General features: G+C 42.5%; 19 protein-coding genes and 1 pseudogene. 4 read left to right on the top strand and 16 right to left on the bottom strand.

The genetic code is table 11. From position 1 onward, the window contains the following. The 8 genes and pseudogenes from OCV77_RS14895 to OCV77_RS14930 form a co-directional block, all read right to left on the bottom strand. On the bottom strand, positions 1-289 hold a 289-nt coding region (locus OCV77_RS14895; RefSeq protein WP_262575801.1), incomplete at its 3' end, for a response regulator. A gap of 217 nt (positions 290-506) precedes the next feature. Then, positions 507-635 (bottom strand): annotated as a pseudogene (locus OCV77_RS14900) (helix-turn-helix domain-containing protein); the annotation flags it as partial. A 257-nt stretch (positions 636-892) separates the two neighbouring features. Beyond that, positions 893-2,161, bottom strand: coding sequence for a methyl-accepting chemotaxis protein (locus tag OCV77_RS14905; protein WP_262575803.1), 1,269 nt, complete (start codon positions 2,159-2,161; stop codon positions 893-895). Positions 2,162-2,284: 123 nt separating this feature from the next. Then, positions 2,285-4,366 (bottom strand): methyl-accepting chemotaxis protein, encoded by a 2,082-nt coding sequence (locus OCV77_RS16455; protein ID WP_317246645.1) that lies wholly within the window; start codon positions 4,364-4,366, stop codon positions 2,285-2,287. A gap of 19 nt (positions 4,367-4,385) precedes the next feature. Further along, positions 4,386-5,123 carry a DNA alkylation repair protein gene (locus OCV77_RS14915; protein ID WP_262575804.1) on the bottom strand — a complete coding sequence of 246 codons (738 nt, stop codon included), beginning with the start codon at positions 5,121-5,123 and terminating at the stop codon, positions 4,386-4,388. Next, complete coding sequence (locus OCV77_RS14920) at positions 5,123-6,103, bottom strand: Gfo/Idh/MocA family protein (RefSeq protein ID WP_262575805.1); 981 nt, start codon at positions 6,101-6,103, stop codon at positions 5,123-5,125. The genes OCV77_RS14915 and OCV77_RS14920 overlap by 1 nt, the downstream gene beginning before the upstream one ends. Before the next feature lie 227 nt (positions 6,104-6,330). Then, entirely contained in the window at positions 6,331-6,519 is a 189-nt protein-coding gene (locus tag OCV77_RS14925; RefSeq protein ID WP_262575806.1) for a hypothetical protein, read from the bottom strand. Between the two features lie 47 nt (positions 6,520-6,566). Continuing rightward, positions 6,567-6,971 (bottom strand): hypothetical protein, encoded by a 405-nt coding sequence (locus OCV77_RS14930; RefSeq protein ID WP_262575808.1) that lies wholly within the window; start codon positions 6,969-6,971, stop codon positions 6,567-6,569. Positions 6,972-7,487: 516 nt separating this feature from the next. On the opposite strand from OCV77_RS14930, the gene OCV77_RS14935 reads away from it, so the two are divergent. After that, complete coding sequence (locus tag OCV77_RS14935) at positions 7,488-7,805, top strand: transposase (protein WP_262575810.1); 318 nt, start codon at positions 7,488-7,490, stop codon at positions 7,803-7,805. A gap of 75 nt (positions 7,806-7,880) precedes the next feature. On the opposite strand, the gene OCV77_RS14940 is transcribed toward OCV77_RS14935, so the two are convergent. The 8 genes from OCV77_RS14940 to OCV77_RS14975 all read right to left on the bottom strand — a co-directional run bounded on the left by OCV77_RS14940 (position 7,881) and on the right by OCV77_RS14975 (position 17,137). Next, positions 7,881-8,279: a putative toxin-antitoxin system toxin component, PIN family gene (locus OCV77_RS14940; RefSeq protein ID WP_262575812.1), complete on the bottom strand. Its 399-nt coding sequence runs from the start codon at positions 8,277-8,279 to the stop codon at positions 7,881-7,883. Continuing rightward, positions 8,280-8,648, bottom strand: coding sequence for an AbrB/MazE/SpoVT family DNA-binding domain-containing protein (locus OCV77_RS14945; RefSeq protein WP_317246646.1), 369 nt, complete (start codon positions 8,646-8,648; stop codon positions 8,280-8,282). It abuts the gene before it with no gap. A gap of 363 nt (positions 8,649-9,011) precedes the next feature. Further along, positions 9,012-9,194 (bottom strand): hypothetical protein, encoded by a 183-nt coding sequence (locus OCV77_RS14950; RefSeq protein WP_262575814.1) that lies wholly within the window; start codon positions 9,192-9,194, stop codon positions 9,012-9,014. A 404-nt stretch (positions 9,195-9,598) separates the two neighbouring features. Further along, the gene (gene tuf, locus OCV77_RS14955; RefSeq protein ID WP_262575815.1) at positions 9,599-10,786 is read right to left on the bottom strand and encodes an elongation factor Tu; all 1,188 of its coding nucleotides are present in this window, start codon (positions 10,784-10,786) and stop codon (positions 9,599-9,601) included. Positions 10,787-10,896: 110 nt separating this feature from the next. Then, entirely contained in the window at positions 10,897-13,059 is a 2,163-nt protein-coding gene (gene fusA, locus OCV77_RS14960) for an elongation factor G (protein ID WP_118799059.1), read from the bottom strand. A gap of 41 nt (positions 13,060-13,100) precedes the next feature. Continuing rightward, on the bottom strand, positions 13,101-13,571 hold the full coding sequence (gene rpsG, locus OCV77_RS14965) for a 30S ribosomal protein S7 (protein WP_262575818.1): 471 nt from the start codon (positions 13,569-13,571) through the stop codon (positions 13,101-13,103). A 159-nt stretch (positions 13,572-13,730) separates the two neighbouring features. After that, positions 13,731-14,150: a 30S ribosomal protein S12 gene (gene rpsL / locus OCV77_RS14970; RefSeq protein ID WP_118799057.1), complete on the bottom strand. Its 420-nt coding sequence runs from the start codon at positions 14,148-14,150 to the stop codon at positions 13,731-13,733. Positions 14,151-14,380: 230 nt separating this feature from the next. Next, positions 14,381-17,137, bottom strand: coding sequence for a hypothetical protein (locus tag OCV77_RS14975; RefSeq protein ID WP_262575819.1), 2,757 nt, complete (start codon positions 17,135-17,137; stop codon positions 14,381-14,383). A 257-nt stretch (positions 17,138-17,394) separates the two neighbouring features. Between OCV77_RS14975 and OCV77_RS14980 the strand changes: the two genes are divergently transcribed. The 3 genes from OCV77_RS14980 to OCV77_RS14990 are packed head-to-tail and all read left to right on the top strand — an operon-like array spanning position 17,395 to position 18,893. Continuing rightward, positions 17,395-18,087, top strand: coding sequence for a GGDEF domain-containing protein (locus OCV77_RS14980; protein ID WP_262575820.1), 693 nt, complete (start codon positions 17,395-17,397; stop codon positions 18,085-18,087). Between the two features lie 28 nt (positions 18,088-18,115). Continuing rightward, positions 18,116-18,679 (top strand): RNA polymerase sigma factor, encoded by a 564-nt coding sequence (locus OCV77_RS14985; RefSeq protein ID WP_262575821.1) that lies wholly within the window; start codon positions 18,116-18,118, stop codon positions 18,677-18,679. Between the two features lie 4 nt (positions 18,680-18,683). Then, on the top strand, positions 18,684-18,893 hold the full coding sequence (locus OCV77_RS14990) for a hypothetical protein (RefSeq protein WP_262575823.1): 210 nt from the start codon (positions 18,684-18,686) through the stop codon (positions 18,891-18,893). Positions 18,894-18,925: the final 32 nt, after the last annotated feature.

An 18,925-nucleotide genomic window follows, 5' to 3' on the forward strand; every position in this document is an offset into this window, starting at 1 on the left:
CCGCGCCCACCTCATAGCCCCGTATCTGGTCGCTCTCCTGATCGTTGGCGGTCAGGAATATTACGATGGTGTCCGGGTGCTGAGGCTTTATTAGCTTGCACAGCTCAAAGCCGTTCCCGTCCGGCAGGTTGATGTCCAGCAGCACTAAATCAAATTCCCGCTGGCGGATGGCGTCGGCTGCGGTTCTGGCATTTAGGGCAGAAGTCACGCCGTAGCCGTCTGCGGTCAGGTTATAGGCCAACATCTTATTCAAAAAACTGTCGTCCTCGACAATTAAAATCTGCTTCATATCCTCACTTCCTTTGCTTTTTGCAGATAGTATAACAGGCAAATGTCCGTGAAATGTTACAAGGACAAATATATTTATCATTTTACAGCTTTTTTCTGTGTACTGCAATTTTATAAAAGCAAGGACAGCAGTATCAAATTGCTGTCCTTGCGGTTTATTATAGCTGGTAGTGTATAAGCGTGGGTTCATCATATTTGGTGTGGTATCTTTAACTATGGGAAACTCCGCATTCCCACTTAGAAACCGTCTTGTCACTGACGCATAGTCTTTCTGCAAGTTCCCTTTGTGTCATCCCCTTTTCTTTTCTCAGCTTTGCAATAAAGTTTCCTATCTTTTTCTGATCCATCTGCTTTTCCTCTCTTTCTGCTGTCAGCATAACGGCAGCTGACCATAGAATCAACCTACAGTTGGGAGAACTACTCTCTCTTTCGTGGAATCTATCCTCTCCCGCCGTAAAGAATTCTCTCTGTTCCGGATATGCTTTCCACCCATATCAAGGTCACTGAAGCTTTTTTCATTTCTGGACATCAACCAGTTCATTTTGTGTACAAAAAAAGAAAGACCCGGATCTCTCCAGGTCTCTCCATCTTATTTTATCTTTCATTAAGCACGAAGCTTAAACTTGTCAAGCAGTTCATTTAAGGTAGCTGCTGATGCGGAAAGCTCTTCACTGGTTGCTGAGGTCTCCTGAGCTGCTGCTGAATTAGACTGGATAACATCATTGATATCCTCTACACCCTTACGGATCTCCTTAACGGATACAGCCTGTCTGTCAGATGCAGTTCTGATATTGGCAACCTCCTGAATAATCTTGTCGAGCTCATTCATGACTTCCTTCATGGCATCACCGGTTTCCTTGGTAACCTTATTACCAACCTCAACCTCATTTAATGACTCTTCAATCAGTTTCTTCGATTCTACTGCAGAGTTTGCACTTTCTTCTGCAAGCTGTCTGATCTGGTCAGCTACTACTGCAAATCCACGTCCTGCCTCTCCTGCACGTGCTGCCTCGATAGAAGCATTCAGGGAAAGGAGATTGGTCTGAGATGCGATATTTTCAATATCAGCAATGATCTTTTCAATATTCTGGGTAGTGATGTTGATCTTCTTCATAGCATCAACAAGCTCGTCCATCTTCTTCTGGCTGTTAGCAGCCTCCACCCCTACCTGCTTAGCTTTATCATGTACAATATCAGTAGATTTAGTGTTCTCTAATACCTGATTGGTTACCTCATCAACGGTTGCTACCAGTTCTTCAACCGCTGCCGCCTGGTTTGTAGCCCCCTCTGCAATATCCTGTGCGCTCTCGGCAAGCTGGTTACTTCCTGCGGATACCTGCTCAGAAGAATCCTGAATACCGTGCATCGTAGAGCTTACCTTATCAACCATTGCATTCAGTTCATCCAGAACGCTACGCAGCCTTCCTACATAAGCATCCGGACAGGAGCTTTGTACATCAAAATTTCCATCAGAAAACTGTCTGACAATACTATACAGATCAAGAACAACCTTATCAAGAACCCCTGCTGCTGTTTCAAAGCTGTCTGACAGTTCTCCCAGTTCATCCTCGGCCTCATAGGGAACTCCTATTTCAAAATCACCGGAAGAAATTTTCTCGGATGCCTCAACCAGATTTTTGATCGGTTCAACCAGTGTTTTACTCAGAATACTCTGTAACCGCACATTGTTAAACCAGATACTTACCAACATGATCACGACAATAATTGCCATTCCTACATAATTCTTAGCCTGGACCATACCAACAAATCCAATTGCTGCCAGCATAAGATATGCAATCAATATAAATTGGAATATAAGACTGAGCTTCTTCGCTATCGGCCTGTCCTTTATCATTTTTTCAATTTTTTTCATTTGTCATTGCTCCTTTTGTCTTAGCTTCATCTATAGATTCTATTCTAGTTTCTTCCTCATCTTCCGTCAAGAAAAATATAAAAATACAATACTCTTTCAGATACGGTTTTTCCCATCTTGTTTTTATATCTGGAATTTTTCTATTATCTTGCGGAGCTGGCCGATACTTTCCCTGCACTCATTAAGCAGTGCATATCCTTCTGCTGTTTTGGACGCTGCTTCTGTAGATTTCTCTGCAATCTGATTTACCCCCTCTGCAGACTGGCTTACCGTATCACTGACGTTTTCAATAGACTCTGCTATATCGCTTATTTTACTATCCAGATCTGCAATTTCCTGATTGATCCTGCTCATTGCTTCCGCAAAGGTATTGGCATCTGCCTGATATTCTTCTCCGATCTGTCTGAAAGAATTATAGTCCAGCACAACTGTGTTCTCAAGGAAGTCCATGATCCTCGTAATGCAGTCCGTCATATTTTCAACAGCACCATTAACCTCTTCCACCATTTCATTGATACCGTTTACTGTTTCAAAGGTCTGGTTGGAAAGATTACCAATCTCTGTTGCCACCACTGCAAATCCTTTTCCCGCTTCACCTGCACGCGCTGCTTCAATGTTCGCATTCAGTGCAAGCAGATTTGTCTGGGAGGAAATCTGTCTGATATTATCAGTCAGATTATTGATCTGTTCCACTGCCTTTGATCTTTCTATGGCTTCCTGCGTCTTACCTTTCATTTCCTGATAAATTTCCATTGCCTTGTTGCTGGAATCCACGGTAGTACGCTGCAGTCTGTCTGCCCTTCCCTTTACCTCTCCGGAAGTTTCCTTTCCTTCTTTTGACAGACTTCTGATCTCCTCCGTACTCTGCTTAATCCCATTGATATTCTCTGTGATCATCGAGGTACTTGCAGTAGTTTCTTCCATTCCGGCAGCCATTTCCTGTGTCGTGGCTGAATTATCCTCTGCCATTTCACTGTTTGTCTGCATAATCTCATTCAGCTTGTCCATATCTGTCAGGATAGCCGTTTCAGTTTCTGTAATATCACTCACAAAGCTGCGGAATGCCTTTCTCATATCACCGACAGCACAGGCCATCATGCCGGTTTCATCCTTCCTTTTGGTAAGCTTCTCTCCGCTTTCAGTCTTTTTAAAATTCAGATCCGCAGTCTGCCTTATGACTGCTGTAATTCCCGAAATCGGTTTGCCAATATTTATACTTATGATCACCCCAAGTACGATACTGAGCAGCAGACATACCAGTACAATCCCACCAAGACCTGCTGACAGGCTTACAGCACCTTCTGTGATCTCTGCGCGCGGTGCCGTCAGTGCCAGATACATGCCATTACTAAGCTCATAGAAAACAATATTTTCTTTTTCTTTTTGGGAAGTATAATCCATGATCTTACCGGCATTTTCAGGATTACACAGGAATTCCTGATCTGCCTGTGTAAATCCGAGCTGGTCCAGCCCTGTCCCATTATCAAGCTCCGGATGATACATGATCTTTCCATCCGCATTGTACAGGAAGGAATATCCTGTTTCAAACGCTTTTACACTTTCTGCCATTCCGGTAATCTTGGAGAAATCAATATCCATACCTATGATACCTACAGACTCCCCGTCAGCATATAGTGGAACCACGTAGGAAATCATATAAATATTAACATTTCCATTCAGATAGGGCTCCATCCAGATCGGCGCACCATTCTGCACCGGTATGTAATACCAGCCCACATGTTCCAGATCTGTTTTCTCATACATAGTGAAATCCGTTGGTGTTGAACTGGTAAATGGCTCCTCTGTACTGTTTCTGGTCAGAAAAATCCCTGATGTAGGAGCTGTGAAATCAGGATTATACCGTACATAAACGCAAATTGCACCATCGGTGTTTTCTCCAAATTTAACCACATCACTCATCAGAGATTCTGTATATTGTGTTACATATGTATTATTTCCTTTAAATTTTGAAAAATCCAGTCTTTCCATTGCAATGCTGCTTAAGGTATCCACTGACTGGGCGATTTGGGCGATCTGTGCATTGATCTCGCTTTGTCCATTCAGGCATGTCAGTGTCATTTCTTTTTCTGCACCCTGATCGGAAGTCTGATAAATATCCTTGATACTCAAAAATCCAATAGAAGCAGAAGAAAGCAATGTGCATTTGATAATGCCTGCAATAATTTTTGCTTTAATTGATTTCATGATTCTTACCCCCCATGATTTACTTCTTCTTAAGAATACTATATTGACCGTCATTTTTCAATATAGCGTTGCACTTTTGACATTTTATCTTAAACTTTTTCAAATACTCCTTTTGCTCATCTGTAATCCGGTAGCTTTCCCTTGCCTTCTGTATTGTCTTATTCTGAATCCACCGGTCCAGTCTTTTCTCCTCTATATAGGGAATTGTTTTTTCCCACTGTCTGGCAAGTGCTGTTGCAAAAAACCAGGCTGTCATCATATTCACATAATACTCATCAGAGTGGACTGCGGCAGGTATCTCCAGATATTCCTCTCTGAAATCCCCCTCAAGGAAATGCGTCATCAGCATTTTCATGCCAAACCGGCACGTATAAGGTTCCCTGGATGCGGACCATTTTCTGATCCTGCCTATCAGATCTTCTCTGTTCTTTCTAAATACCCTTGGAGAAAAAATATCGCAGACTGCCCAGTTATCCACAAAAGGCAGGAATCTGTCTACTGCCTCTACACATTCCTGATAATCGTTTATATCCGAAACCAACAGTGCGTGCAGTATGTTTTCATCATAATAGGTATGCGGCAGGCACTGCAGAAACTCTCTACTCTCCTGCTCCTTTGCATAGCTCTTTGCCAGCTTTCTCATCGCAGGTATTCTTATCCCTATGATCGTTTCCCTGTCAATTCCAGGAACCAGTTTACTCTGAAAATCCCTGTATTCTTTATCCTGCAGTGCAAATAACTGTTCCTGTATCTTCATCACATCTCCTCTGGATACTTAAGTCCCCATTCCCTTCTGAGTCCTGTCATAATATCCATTACATCCTTTGTATAGTTCAGATACATTTCTGTTTCATCCCCACTCTCAACAGCTCTTTCCATATCTGTCATTTCATAAAAAAGTGCATCCTCGGTCTTACCACAGGAGATTTCTTTCTTCTCACCGGTACTTGCATCCACGATCTTTGCCCTGTCCGCTCTTGGATATTCCATGATTTCTATATATCCCTTTTCGCAGCTGATCATAGCACGCTTGGGCTGCTTGGAATGCAGGGAAAGGGCAACTGTCGCCATCTGCCCGTCTTTATTCTTCAGAAGAATCGCCGCCTGCTCATCCGACCCTGCCGGAGACGGTTTCCACTGGCTTACGATATCAGCAGGCTTCTCTGTCATAAAGCTCCTCACGATAGAAAGGGCATAAACACCAATATCCAGAAGAGCGCCTCCTGCCAGATTCATATTGAAGAAACGGTTCTTCATATCATATTCCTTAAAGCTTCCAAAGTTCACAGTGATCATCTGGACTTTGCCAAGCTCACCACTTTCCACAATCTCCCAAAGTTTTTTATAGATCGGCATATGCCAGATCGTCATAGCCTCTGCCAGAATCAGATGTTTTTCTCTGGCAAGGGCGATCATCTCATCCAGCTCTTCGCTGTTCAGGGTAATGGATTTCTCCACCAGGAGATGCTTTCCATGCTCCAGTGCTTTTTTCATAAATCCATAATGGGTATTATGAGGGCTTGTGATATAAACGATATCCACCGCCTCATCCTCAAACATATCATCGATCTGCGGGTACACCTTCTGAATGCCATACCTCTTTGCAAACTCTACTGCCTTTTCGTAGGTTCTGTTGCCTACCGCATATAACGGTTTTCCTATTTTCTGCAGTGCCTGTGCCATCTGGTTTGCAATAACTCCCGTTCCAAGAACTGCCCAGTTTAACTCTGTGCCCATAGTAACCTCCTGAATGCTTGTATTTGAGTGTATTCGAATATATTTAAACAGACTTGAATGTATTTATTTCTTTCTTACGTCTTACCAATTGTCATAACTCTTTTTTATATTATCATTTCTGCTGTATCTGCTCAATATCCTATCCGGTTTCTCTCGTCAATTTTCCTTACCACTTTTTATTGTCAGCTTCCTTGACCAGTTTCTCCTGTCCCAAATCCTTTGAATCATTAAAGAAAATAGGTTTTGATATAGGAATCTACAACTTTCATATTTAAAGGAGCTGTACTCGTTTCATGTGTAATAATCAGGCTCTCTCCCAGTAAGTATCCGTTCTTTTCATATAAATCAAGTTTACGCATATTGGAAGCAACATAATTCTCGTCATCCATTTTCCCAAGATGTTCATAAAGAAACATTTTTCCTGTCCTTTTATTTATAACAGTAAAATCAGGTCTGCATGTCACTATTCTTCATTCAAAAACTCCTCAATCTGCTCTTCCACAGTCTTGAAAAGCGGTTTCACATGCTTTTTACGAGCCTTACATAACCTTTCAAAACATTTTTCAGGTTCTCTGGAACTATAGTTTTTCTCAAGTTCACGTAAAATCTGCAGCCTCTTTTTTAGCGCCACCTGCAATTTTTCATCATATTCTCTCTGTATGATTCCCTGTATTGTATTCATCTGCCTTTTATTCGCATATTTCCCGTTTATAAAAAATTGATCTGTTCCATTACTGCTTGTACACCGTAGCGTTCCGCCTGGCAAACCCTTAAGTTCATTCTCTAGACATACGAGCCCCTTCTCCAGTGTTTCGATTTCATTCTTTATTTTGTATAAAATAAAAATTTCCCCTTTTTCACTCTTCAATCTGTATTTTTCTTTTACTTGTCAGGAAAAATACGGCTATTTATTCTTTATTTATTTCTCAGGCAGTAAAAGCTTTATTTATTTATGCTTTTCTGACTAATTTTTACTGCTTTTGCTTATCTTTCGTGTTTCGAGCAGTACGATTAGGTAGCAAGAAAGCCGAGAGCAGTATGATTGTCCAAACCAAGTTCTGATATTGAAATATCTGGCACGGAAGTGTGCCCTAAATATGACCCCAAAATATGTTTGATTAGAAAATTATAGAAAAATTGGGGAAGTACAAGTACTTCCCCAAAATATTAGCTATACACTATCTGTCAATGATTACTCGATGATAGTAGCAACACGGCCTGAATGAGTTTTACCCTTCTTGTACCATTATGTATTACTCATCATTCAGCCTTATTTATCAGGTTTTCAGTCATGCATTACTACATATTCCTATGTACTGTTAATCCCTGATTCGTTGCAAATCCCCTTAAGTGTTGTATAATAAAGAAAATGGAGGAACTCATTATGTCACGACAAACAGCTCATCACACCAAGCAGTTCAAGTTGGATGCCATCAACTATCGCAAGGAACATCCTGATCTTACACAGGTTGAATGTGCAAGGAACCTAGGGATCGGTGTCAGTACCCTTGCCCGCTGGGAAGCCCAGTTCAGAGATAACGATGGCGATATTCCCGTTATTGGTTCCGGTAGTTACGCTTCCGAAGAAGAGAAGGAAATCGCTCGCCTTAAGCGTGAACTCCGTGATGCTCAGGATGCTCTTGATGTGTTAAAAAAGCCATCGGCATTCTGGGAAAAAATTAACAGAAGCTATCTATACTGAAGTTTCTGCAAAGGTAGAGGCTGCCAAAGTAACCGGACGCCGCGTCTCTATCTCCGTTTATTTTTCTTTTAACACCTATAAATAAAACTCCAGAAATTCTGTTGGTGTCATAATCTCCGGCTTTTCTATATCAATGTCCTTGAAATCCTTGTCTCCGGTGATAAGAATATCCACATCCTCAATAATTGCTGTGTAAAGTACCGGATAGTCTTTGATATCCCGAATATCAAATAAGCCTTCCTCCAGATCATTGGGTGTGTATACATACTCATAGCTCATTGCCACCAACAATTTGTTAATTACGTGTTCCTTATTGGGAAATTTTCTCTTTACAACGTTCTTAAGTTCCTCTACTACATAAGATGACAGTACAAGTTGATGCCTTGTAAAAATACAATTCATTAAGGTATCCATTTTACTGCCGGGAAAAAGCAGCGCCGATATCAGCACATTCGTATCCAGCATAATCCGCATCTACTTCACCACGCTTTCTTCCCTAATCTCTTTGATCATTTCCATTACATCATTGTCATCATGAAGCCCAAGTCTTTCAGCCTCTCCTGCAAATGCCCTCTGTGCTTCACGTAATGCATCCATGGAAGAATTCAACATATAAATTTTTCCGGCCTCTTCCACAAACAGAATTTTATCTCCATTCTTAATACCAAGTTTTTTACGGATTTCGATAGGTATTGTCACTTGTCCTTTGGATGTTACTTTTGCTAATTCCATATAAAGTCCTCCTTTCAAAAGCAATGCATTCCTTACTTTCCTTACACCAATAGTATATTCAATTTTCATAAAATTATCAACTAATATTATGTTTCCCTGTGTTCTTGACATGCAATCATTTCGCTGTTATATCACGCCCATTTTCAAATGCTATTGTTTTGTTAAAAAAGATATGATCTGCGCAGCAAACACGAATTTTCTGAATCAGTTTCCCACCATATGCATTTCTCTTTTCAGCATTATTAACAGCTACCCCTTCATTAATTCTAATAAACATTGTATTCCTTAATTGCCATTACGTCCTCCCTAGCATATTCATCTAAATTTTTAGTTTTATCAAATTAATCTCTTATACATCTTACCCTTTATACTACCAGTACTCTCAATCAAACCTTGCTCCGACAAATCCTTAAGGAGCACTTTAATTCTTGATTCTTTAACATCGGCAACGTCTTCAAATTCAGAAGCCTTATATCACTTATCAGGCTGCATAGCGTTCAAAATAGCATCGTATTTTTCTTGCGTTTTTTTCGTCACTTTTTCCGTCACTTTTTTTAAAAAAGAAAGCGACAATACCGTTCTGTCCGGATCAAATCTCTCCTCAATCACTGGTTCTTCCCAGCCTTCGTCTGCCCAAACATTAAAGATGTTCGGCACACCACTTCCAGCAACGCTATAATACTTGCAGAATACTGAGAAACATATTGCGGTTGGTTTTGATTATTCTTTACTGGATGATTTCCTGAATACCTGGAAAAAGAAAAAAGAGGACTTAGCCTCCGGTAAAATTACCAAAGAAGAGTATTTTGAATGGAAGATTAACTGACCGCACACTGAAGATTAGAAATAATACATATAATGTCCGTACCACAGATACACCGGATAATTGTTTGTTTTTTTGACGTGTATCAAATTTGTATCACAAGCCCATTTTGAGAGAAATCTTGAAGTGGGCTTTTCTTTGTGTTCGACCATCTTCCGCTAATAAAAGAAAACCGCAACTCCTCATAAAATGAGGAATTGCGGCTTGTATTTAAGTTTCTATGATACGAAATCAATGATTACTCGATGATTGTAGCAACACGTCCTGATCCTACAGTACGTCCACCTTCACGGATAGCGAATGTAAGACCCTGCTCCATAGCGATAGGATGGATCAGCTCGATAGTCATTTCTACGTTATCACCAGGCATGCACATTTCTGTACCAGCAGGAAGGTTGCAGACACCTGTTACGTCAGTTGTTCTGAAGTAGAACTGAGGTCTGTAGTTGTTGAAGAAAGGTGTATGACGTCCACCTTCATCCTTGGTAAGAACGTAAACCTGAGCGGTAAATTTCTTATGGCATGTTACTGTGCCGGGCTTTGCAAGAACCTGTCCTCTTTCGATATCTGTTCTCTGAACACCACGAAGCAGAGCACCGATGTTATCACCAGCCTGAGCCTCATCAAGGAGCTTACGGAACATTTCGATACCAGTTACAACAGTCTTACGTGTCTCTTCCTTAATACCAACGATTTCAACTTCCTCGTTAAGGTGAAGAGTACCACGCTCTACTCTACCAGTAGCAACGGTACCACGACCTGTGATTGTGAATACGTCCTCAACAGGCATAAGGAAAGGCTTGTCTGTTGCTCTTTCAGGATCAGGAATATAAGAATCAACTGTATCCATAAGTTCCATGATCTTGTCGCCCCACTCGCCGTTGGGATCTTCAAGAGCCTTAAGAGCGGAACCCTTAATGATAGGGCATCCTTCGAATCCGTACTCTTCAAGCTGCTCTGTAACTTCCATCTCAACCAGCTCGATCAGCTCAGGATCGTCAACCATATCACACTTGTTAAGGAATACGATGATGTAAGGTACACCTACCTGACGGGACAGAAGGATGTGCTCCTTTGTCTGAGCCATAACACCATCAGTAGCAGCTACAACAAGGATAGCACCATCCATCTGAGCAGCACCTGTGATCATGTTCTTAACGTAGTCAGCATGGCCAGGGCAGTCAACGTGTGCATAGTGTCTCTTAGCTGTAGAATACTCAACGTGAGCAGTAGAAATGGTAATACCTCTTTCTCTCTCTTCGGGAGCCTTATCGATGTTCTCGAAATCTGTAGCTTCGTTACCAGGAACTCTTGCAGCAAGAACCTTTGTGATTGCTGCTGTCAGAGTTGTTTTACCATGGTCTACGTGACCGATGGTACCAATATTACAATGGGGTTTGGTTCTGTCAAAATGCGCTTTAGCCATTTCTAAAAATCCTCCTTAATAAAATTAAATTGTTTACTCGTTTTACTATAAATCAGCTATCTTTGATTATATTAAAGATGTCCGATATTTTCAAGTTTTTCTTTATTTAATTACTTTGTTTTTGCAGCAAGTACCTTTTCCTGAACGTTCTTCGGAACGGGCTCGTACTTTTCGAAGAACATGGAGTAGTTACCACGGCCCTGTGTCTTGGAACGAAGGTCTGTGGAATAACCGAACATTTCGGAAAGCGGAACGAATGCACGAACCATCTTGCCTCCTCCGATATCATCCATACCTTCTACACGTCCACGACGTGAGTTCAGGTCACCAATTACATCTCCCATATATTCTTCAGGCATTGTAACCTCTACCTTCATGATAGGCTCAAGAAGTACAGGTGATGCCTTTGCCATAGCGTCCTTGAATGCCATGGATCCGGCAATGTGGAATGCCATTTCTGAAGAGTCGACTTCATGGTAGGATCCGTCATATACAGTAGCGTGAACGCCAAGTACAGGGAATCCTCCAAGAATACCAGCCTGAGCTGCTTCCTGGATACCTTCACCAACTGCAGGGATGTATTCCTTCGGAATAGCACCACCGACTACAGTGGATTCGAATAACAGGGTAGGCGGATCGTTGATCAGGATGTTTGCCTTAGGATCAAACTCGAACTTCTCGCAGTTTGCTTCCAGGGGCTCGAACTTAACTTTACAGTGACCGTACTGTCCACGACCACCGGACTGCTTAGCGTACTTGGAATCAACATCCACAGCCTTGGTAAAGGTTTCCTTGTATGCAACCTGAGGTGCACCAACGTTAGCTTCTACCTTGAACTCACGAAGGAGTCTGTCTACGATGATTTCCAGATGCAGCTCGCCCATACCAGCGATAATGGTCTGACCGGTTTCCTGATCAGTATGAGCTCTGAAAGTAGGATCTTCTTCAGCAAGCTTTGCAAGAGCTTCACCCATCTTGCCCTGTCCTGCCTTTGTCTTGGGCTCGATAGCAAGCTCAATAACGGGTTCAGGGAATTCCATGGATTCCAGAATAACAGGATGCTGTTCATCACAGATTGTATCACCTGTTGTAGTAAACTTGAAGCCTACTGCAGCAGCGATATCACCGGAGTAAACCTTATCCAGCTCTGCTCTCTTGTTTGCGTGCATCTGAAGGATACGTCCTACACGCTCTTTCTTATCTTTTGTAGCATTCAGTACATAAGAACCGGAGTTCATTGTACCGGAATAAACTCTGAAGAATGCAAGCTTTCCAACGAAAGGATCGGCCATGATCTTGAACGCAAGCGCTGAGAATGGCTCCTCGTCAGAAGAATGTCTTACAACTTCGTTGCCGTCCAGGTCAGTTCCCTTAATAGGAGGGATATCTGTAGGAGCAGGCATGTACTCAAGAATTGCATCAAGGAGCTTCTGTACACCCTTGTTTCTGTATGCAGAACCGCAGCAGACGGGAACAGCTGTACACTCACAGGTTGCTTTTCTTAATACTTTCTTCATTTCCTCTACAGAAGGTTCTTCACCTTCCAGATACATCATCATCAGATCGTCATCTAATTCGCAGATCTTCTCGATGAGTTCGGAACGATATAATTCAGCATCATCCTTCATGTCGTCCGGGATATCAGTAATGGTAATATCTTCACCCTTATCGTCATTGTAGATATATGCCTTCATTTCAAAAAGATCAATGATTCCCTTGAATTCATCTTCCTTACCAATGGGTAACTGAAGAACGATTGCATTCTTGCCAAGTCTTGTCTTGATCTGTTCTACGGCTCCGTAGAAGTTGGCACCTAAAATGTCCATCTTGTTGATGAAAGCCATTCTCGGAACATTATAGGTATCAGCCTGACGCCATACGTTTTCTGACTGAGGCTCTACACCACCCTTTGCACAGAAGACACCAACAGCACCATCCAGTACACGAAGTGAACGCTCTACTTCTACAGTAAAGTCTACGTGTCCAGGGGTATCAATGATATTGATACGATGCTCCAGTGCACCCGGCTTAGGCTTGCAGTTCTCTTCCAAAGTCCAGTGGCATGTTGTAGCGGCTGATGTGATAGTAATACCTCTTTCCTGCTCCTGTTCCATCCAGTCCATGGTAGCAGTACCTTCGTGAGTATCACCAATCTTGTAGTTGACACCGGTGTAGTACAGAATACGCTCTGTCAGAGTAGTCTTACCAGCATCGATGTGAGCCATAATACCAATGTTTCTGGTTCGCTCTAATGGATATTCTCTTTCAGCCAAAGGTTTTTCCTCCTTATATTAGTCCGGGCAAAAGGCAAGGCTTAGAAACGATAATGTGAAAATGCCTTGTTTGCTTCTGCCATTTTGTGCATGTCTTCTTTTCTCTTAACTGCAGCACCTGTATTGTTTGCAGCATCAAGAATTTCATTTGCAAGTCTGTCTACCATGGTCTTTTCGCCTCTCTTACGAGAAAACATTGTTAACCAACGGAGACCAAGTGCCTGACGTCTGTCAGGTCTAACTTCGATAGGCACCTGATAGGTAGCACCACCGATACGTCTTGCTTTACATTCCAGAACAGGCATGATGTTGTTCATAGCCTCTTCGAAAACTTCAAGAGCCGGCTTACCGGATTTCTCTTCTACTGTAGCAAATGCGCCGTATACAATCTTCTGTGCTACGCCTCTCTTACCATCTAACATGATGTTGTTGATCAGCTTGGTAACAACCTTATTGTTGTATAAAGGATCTGCTAACACATCTCTTTTCTGAATATGTCCTTTACGTGGCACGGTTCTTCCCTCCTTATTAAATAATAAATCATCGGTACTCACAGTGTGTCGTTCTAATTTAATACACATATTGTGTTCGTGCGGGTAAGTCTGTTCTATACTAACAGAATTCCAACACTATAATTAGTTCTGTTTGTGGGTCCAATCTGTTCCAAAAACTTATTTAGCTGCCTTAGGTCTCTTGGCACCATATTTGGAACGGGCCTGCTTTCTGTTTGCAACTCCCGCAGTATCCAGTGTACCTCTGATTACGTGATATCTGGTACCGGGTAAGTCCTTTACTCTACCACCTCTGATCAGAACAACGCTGTGTTCCTGCAGATTGTGTCCTTCACCGGGAATGTAGCTTGTTACTTCGATTCCATTGGAAAGACGAACTCTGGCAATCTTTCTCAGAGCTGAGTTAGGCTTCTTAGGGGTTGCAGTCTTAACAGCAGTACAAACACCTCTCTTCTGAGGAGCAGAAGTATCGGTTGCTTTCTTATGAAGGGAGTTCCATCCTTTCTGTAAAGCAGGAGCCGTTGACTTCTTAACTGATGTCTGACGTCCTTTTCTGACTAACTGGTTAAATGTTGGCATTCTGTTTCACCTCCTGTATATAAGATCAAAAAGTTTCTGTGCACACAAAAAGTATATGCCTTTTGCCGCACACTAGATTAGTATAATTGCTTCCTTTTTCCTTGTCAATATCTTTCCCTGTAAAAAATCGCTAAAATTAAGGCAAAAACTCCGTCTATACCATTATCAGTATACACGGAGTTTTCCTGTCATAAACATATGCTGACAAATATTCTGTCAGAAAATGGATTTTACTCTTCTTCTTTTTTCCTTGCCAGCTTTGTGCAGGATACGACTGCTGCCGCTCCTGCTATTGCCATAGCTCCTGCCCATGCGAATACTTCTGTACTGTCCCCTGTCTTCTGGCTTCTTCTCTTGCCAAGTACTGCCTGGTCTGTCCCCCTCTTCACACCAAGAACTGCCGGTTCCTCATCCTGTGCTGCTCTTCTTGCACCGAGAACTGCCGGTGCATCCGCCGGAACTGCTGCAAGCGGCACTGACTGATCCTCGATGGTCACGGTGGTTCCAGTGGTTCCACCATCACCACCGGTTGGAGCCGTGGACGGTGTTGTACTGGGTGCTGTTGAAGGAGCTTCACTCGGTGATGTTGTCGGTTCTTCCTTACTGTCCTCGTATTTATACATCAGCCCATCAATATGATATCCATCATTTTCATACTTAAAGGTATATCCAATAAAATACGTACTGCCTGTTGTCAGTTCGTCCAGGCTTGTAAAGTAATTTCCTGACAGCTTTCCATCCGTTCCAACTTCCCAGTAAATCACATCCATTTTTGATCCAGTGGAGATTCCTTTTCCTCTTGGCTTGGAATCATAATCCTCCTGATACATCAGATTTACATAATCCCTGTAAATAGTATAAGGTACCTTTACAGAACTGGTTCCCTTGGATACACATACAAAGTCACTGGTAGGTCTGGAAATTACTTTATCATTGGAGGTATCATAATTTTTCAGGTTTTCAGTCAATGGTGTTTTCTTTCCATTTTCATCAGCTGCTGCCTGTGCATAAGCTCTTGTATACTGGCCGGTGATCAGGGAATCTGCCCATTTCTTGAAGTTCTCTGCTGCATTTTTCGCTGCTACTGCTTCCTTTAAAGACTCCTCTGTATCCTTTACCTTCTGCTCTGCTTTCTGGATCTGTTCAAACAGTCTCTGCAGCTCCAGCGTAGTAGGTGTCTTCACATTTTTCGCTGCAGCCTTCACCGCATCCAGTTTTGCCTTCGCATCATTGTAAGTATCCTCAGCTGCAGTAATCGTATCCTGTGCTGTACTGATCACATTTTCCGCCGCCTGTGCCGCATTCTTTGATGCCTCTGCTGTTTTTGCAATATCCTCTGCTGCTTTTGCAGAGGCTTCTGCACTGTTCTTCGCATCCTGCGCATTGATTGCAGCAAGCTGCTTTTCATATTCTGCCATATTTTCACGGTATGCCTTTATGATGGCATCCATAGCAGCCTCTCTCTGCGCCGTGCTGACAGCCCACTGGGTGATTCCAAGATAATTAAAGATCTCCTGTACTTTGGATGCATTATACTCATTATCCATCCACCTTCTGGTATCTTTGGCATCGTCATAAATATCTGCGTACTCTTTTATTGTCTCCCAAAATTTCCAGCTTGCCTTTGCCTCATCATATTTGTCAAAGGTAGTATTGGCCCAGGCATTTAATTCCTTATCATACTCTACCTGATTGATTCCATCAGAGCTGTCAGAAAGCGCTTTCTTCACATCATCAATAGCTTCTAATTTTTCACCCGCCTCTTTTTTCTCCTTCATAGCTTCTTCAGCTGCTGTATTTGTCTTATCTACAGATCCGGTACCTTCTTCATTTGTAAGCAGTTTTTTCGCATCCTCTGCTGCCTTCTCTGCTGCCTTTGCAGCCTTCACTGCATCCTTTGCGGTTTCCTGTGCGGTATCTGCAGTAGTTTTAGCATTCTGAATTTCTTTTTCAAGTGCTGTGATATCCGCATTTTCGATTTCTTCTTTTCCCGCATTTACCGCATTTCTGTCGGCTACCTGCTTCTGGATCTCTGCCTGAAGCACAGCATCAGTAATGCCCGCTTTGGCAAAGCTGTCTGCATCATAGGTATAAGTAACACCTTTTTCACCATAAAGCGGAAGTCCGTACATCATCGCATAGGAATTATATTTTACTTTGGCATCTGCCACATTCTGGTTTGCCTGATCGACTGCTGCCTGCGCATCATCTGCTGCTTTAGCTGCATCAGCCGCTGCCTGATCGACCTCGCCTACCAGTTCCTTCACTGTTTTTTCTCCATCTGCAGTTGATACCTTATCATCTGCTGCTCCACCCTTAAGAGCCTCCTCCAGCTTAGCCTGTGCTTCCTTCTGTGCCTCCTTGGCTGCCTTCGCCTGCTCCTCAACATACTTGTCTAATTCTGTATCTGAAGCACCATTCTCCCCCTTTACAGAAGTAAGTCCCTCTGCAGTAACACTGTCTGCTGCAGACTGATTGTTTTCGAAGGTCTTATTATAATCTTCTGCGATTTTGCTGATATCATCCTTCTTTGCCTCTGCCTCCGCTGCTGTCTTTGCTGCCGTACCAGCCGCAGCCTCTGCTGATGCAGCCGCATCCTCCGCTGCTTTCACAGCACCGGTAGACTCCGTTTCACCTGTCCCCTTTGCTCCGGCAGCTTCAACCTTTTTCTCCACCTCAAGACCATCTATCGTTTTCTGCAGGTTTTCCACTGTTTTTGCTGCATCTTCCGCAGCATTTTTTGCCTCATCCGCCTTCGCTAAAGCAGCTTCTGCAGCAGGATCCTCTGAGGTTTCCTTATCATTGAATCTCTCTGCTGTAGAGTCCACGCGTTCCTTTTCCAGCTCACAGTCATCCACACGGTTATCTACCGCATAAACAGTCATGGTTGCCATGCTGCTAAGACCAGCAGAAAAGGAAAGCATCAGTACCATTGCCCAGGTAATCGCTCTCTTTACCACTTTATTTCCCATATTTCGTCTTCTCATTGAATTCTCCTTTTCTCTTTTACACAACAGATCCCGTCAATCCACTTTACTTTTTCTATATATAAAGACGTATTTTTCTGCTGCAACAGCTCACATCAGGGCAAAATTTTTTCGTTTTTTTCGCTTTTCTGTTATTATTATTTTTGATCCTTTCAAAAGTCTGCTGTTTTTGCAAAAGCTGTTGCCTCTGCAGTGTTTCTTCTTATATAATATGATCAAAGACAGCTACTAATCATAATATTGGAGGAACTTCCTTTATGCAAAAGGATAATTCTATCTACCGTTTAAAAAGAGCCAAGCTGATCCAGCTGACCCTGACAATCGGCATAGATCTGGTTTTCTTTATTATATTTATGCAGAGGAGCTTCCAGGCAGCATTATCTGATTCTCCTGCCCTTGCCTGCTTTTGCGCTGCTGTATGGGTATCAGTAGTCAGCTTTCTCATTTTCCTTCTATGGGATCTGACTTTGCTCCGCTCTCTTTCAGCAGAATCAAGGGAACTGAACCGGCTCGTCTATCTGGACGACCTGACCAGCATCCCTAACAGACATTGTCTGGATAAATTCCTTGCTGACCATATTGCTCCTGGCTCGCTCCCTTCACTTGGCTGCTGTATGCTGCGTATTTCCAATCTGGATAGGATCAACACCTCCCTGGGGCGCAGCAGTGGAGATGCTGCTTTACAGGATTTTTCTGAAATTCTGGAAAAGGTGGGAAAACCCTATGGTTTTGTTGGCAGAAATAATGGAAATGAATTTGTACTTGTAATGGAAAATGCTTCTCAGGAAAAAACTGAACAGTTCCTTGCTGATTTTGGAAAAGAAATTACTTCCTATAACAGTCACAAAACTCCAATCCAGTTTTCTTCCTGCTATACCTTAAACCAGGAATGTAATTTTACGGATCTTGGACAATTATTTGCCCATACCTCCAATAAGCTCCACCACTGATTTTAATTTCTTTTTATGAAAGATAATTATGGCGAATTACAATCACAGGCAGATTGCCATGCTTGTCAGCCTCTTTGTAGAAGAAAATGACAGTAATGCATTTGCCCAGCTTTATGGACTTACTTACAACAAAATATATAATTATGCCTGCTACTATCTGAAAGACACGTATCTTGCCCAGGATGCTCTCCAGGAGATCTACATTCAGGTCATGAAAAAGCTGCCGGACCTGAAAGAGCCGGAGCTGTTCATTTCATGGCTTAATACGATCGCTTTTCATGTATGCTATGATATTGCCATCCGTAAGAGCAAGGTAGAATTTTCTTCCAGTGAGCTGTTTGAGCTTCTGAATTTTGCTGATAGCCAGAACACTCCGGAAGAGTTCTGTACCAAAAATGCCGTACGTTCACTGCTCAAACAGGCTATCGACAGTCTGTCCCTCATGGAACAGCAGATCATTGTACTTCGCTATTTCAACGACCTGACCATGGAGGAAATCTCCAAAGCCTGCAGCGTCAGCCTCAGCAGCATCAAACGCCATCACCATACTGCTTTAAAGCAGATGAAAAAATATCTGGAAGAAAGAGAATAATCCTATGAAAAAGCCAAAACTGAGTATTGAAAAAGCAGATACTACCCTGCAGAATGTTTTTTCCGCCTGCAAGATGACGCCAAATACAATCCCGTTCCCCCGGATCGTCAGTCAGCAGAAATCCGACTTCATCTATTTTAAATCTACGATCTACATCAGCTTCTTTGTACTGCTGCTCACCCTGCTGATGCCTTTTTTTGTACTGTTCCGCTAAATTACAACACGTTTACAGCAGGCATATTCCAA

The organism is Suilimivivens aceti, from assembly GCF_025567405.1.
GTDB lineage: Bacteria > Bacillota > Clostridia > Lachnospirales > Lachnospiraceae > Suilimivivens > Suilimivivens aceti.

Coding starts and splice junctions, on each gene's coding strand:
- OCV77_RS14905 (WP_262575803.1), bottom strand. CDS start 2,161: ATGAAAAAAATTGAAAAAATGATAAAGGACAGGCCGATAGCGAAGAAG.
- OCV77_RS16455 (WP_317246645.1), bottom strand. CDS start 4,366: ATGAAATCAATTAAAGCAAAAATTATTGCAGGCATTATCAAATGCACA.
- OCV77_RS14915 (WP_262575804.1), bottom strand. CDS start 5,123: ATGAAGATACAGGAACAGTTATTTGCACTGCAGGATAAAGAATACAGG.
- OCV77_RS14920 (WP_262575805.1), bottom strand. CDS start 6,103: ATGGGCACAGAGTTAAACTGGGCAGTTCTTGGAACGGGAGTTATTGCA.
- OCV77_RS14925 (WP_262575806.1), bottom strand. CDS start 6,519: ATGTTTCTTTATGAACATCTTGGGAAAATGGATGACGAGAATTATGTT.
- OCV77_RS14935 (WP_262575810.1), top strand. CDS start 7,488: ATGTCACGACAAACAGCTCATCACACCAAGCAGTTCAAGTTGGATGCC.
- OCV77_RS14940 (WP_262575812.1), bottom strand. CDS start 8,279: ATGCGGATTATGCTGGATACGAATGTGCTGATATCGGCGCTGCTTTTT.
- OCV77_RS14945 (WP_317246646.1), bottom strand. CDS start 8,648: ATGTCAAGAACACAGGGAAACATAATATTAGTTGATAATTTTATGAAA.
- tuf (WP_262575815.1), bottom strand. CDS start 10,786: ATGGCTAAAGCGCATTTTGACAGAACCAAACCCCATTGTAATATTGGT.
- rpsL (WP_118799057.1), bottom strand. CDS start 14,150: ATGCCAACATTTAACCAGTTAGTCAGAAAAGGACGTCAGACATCAGTT.
- OCV77_RS14975 (WP_262575819.1), bottom strand. CDS start 17,137: ATGAGAAGACGAAATATGGGAAATAAAGTGGTAAAGAGAGCGATTACC.
- OCV77_RS14980 (WP_262575820.1), top strand. CDS start 17,395: ATGCAAAAGGATAATTCTATCTACCGTTTAAAAAGAGCCAAGCTGATC.
- OCV77_RS14985 (WP_262575821.1), top strand. CDS start 18,116: ATGGCGAATTACAATCACAGGCAGATTGCCATGCTTGTCAGCCTCTTT.
- OCV77_RS14990 (WP_262575823.1), top strand. CDS start 18,684: ATGAAAAAGCCAAAACTGAGTATTGAAAAAGCAGATACTACCCTGCAG.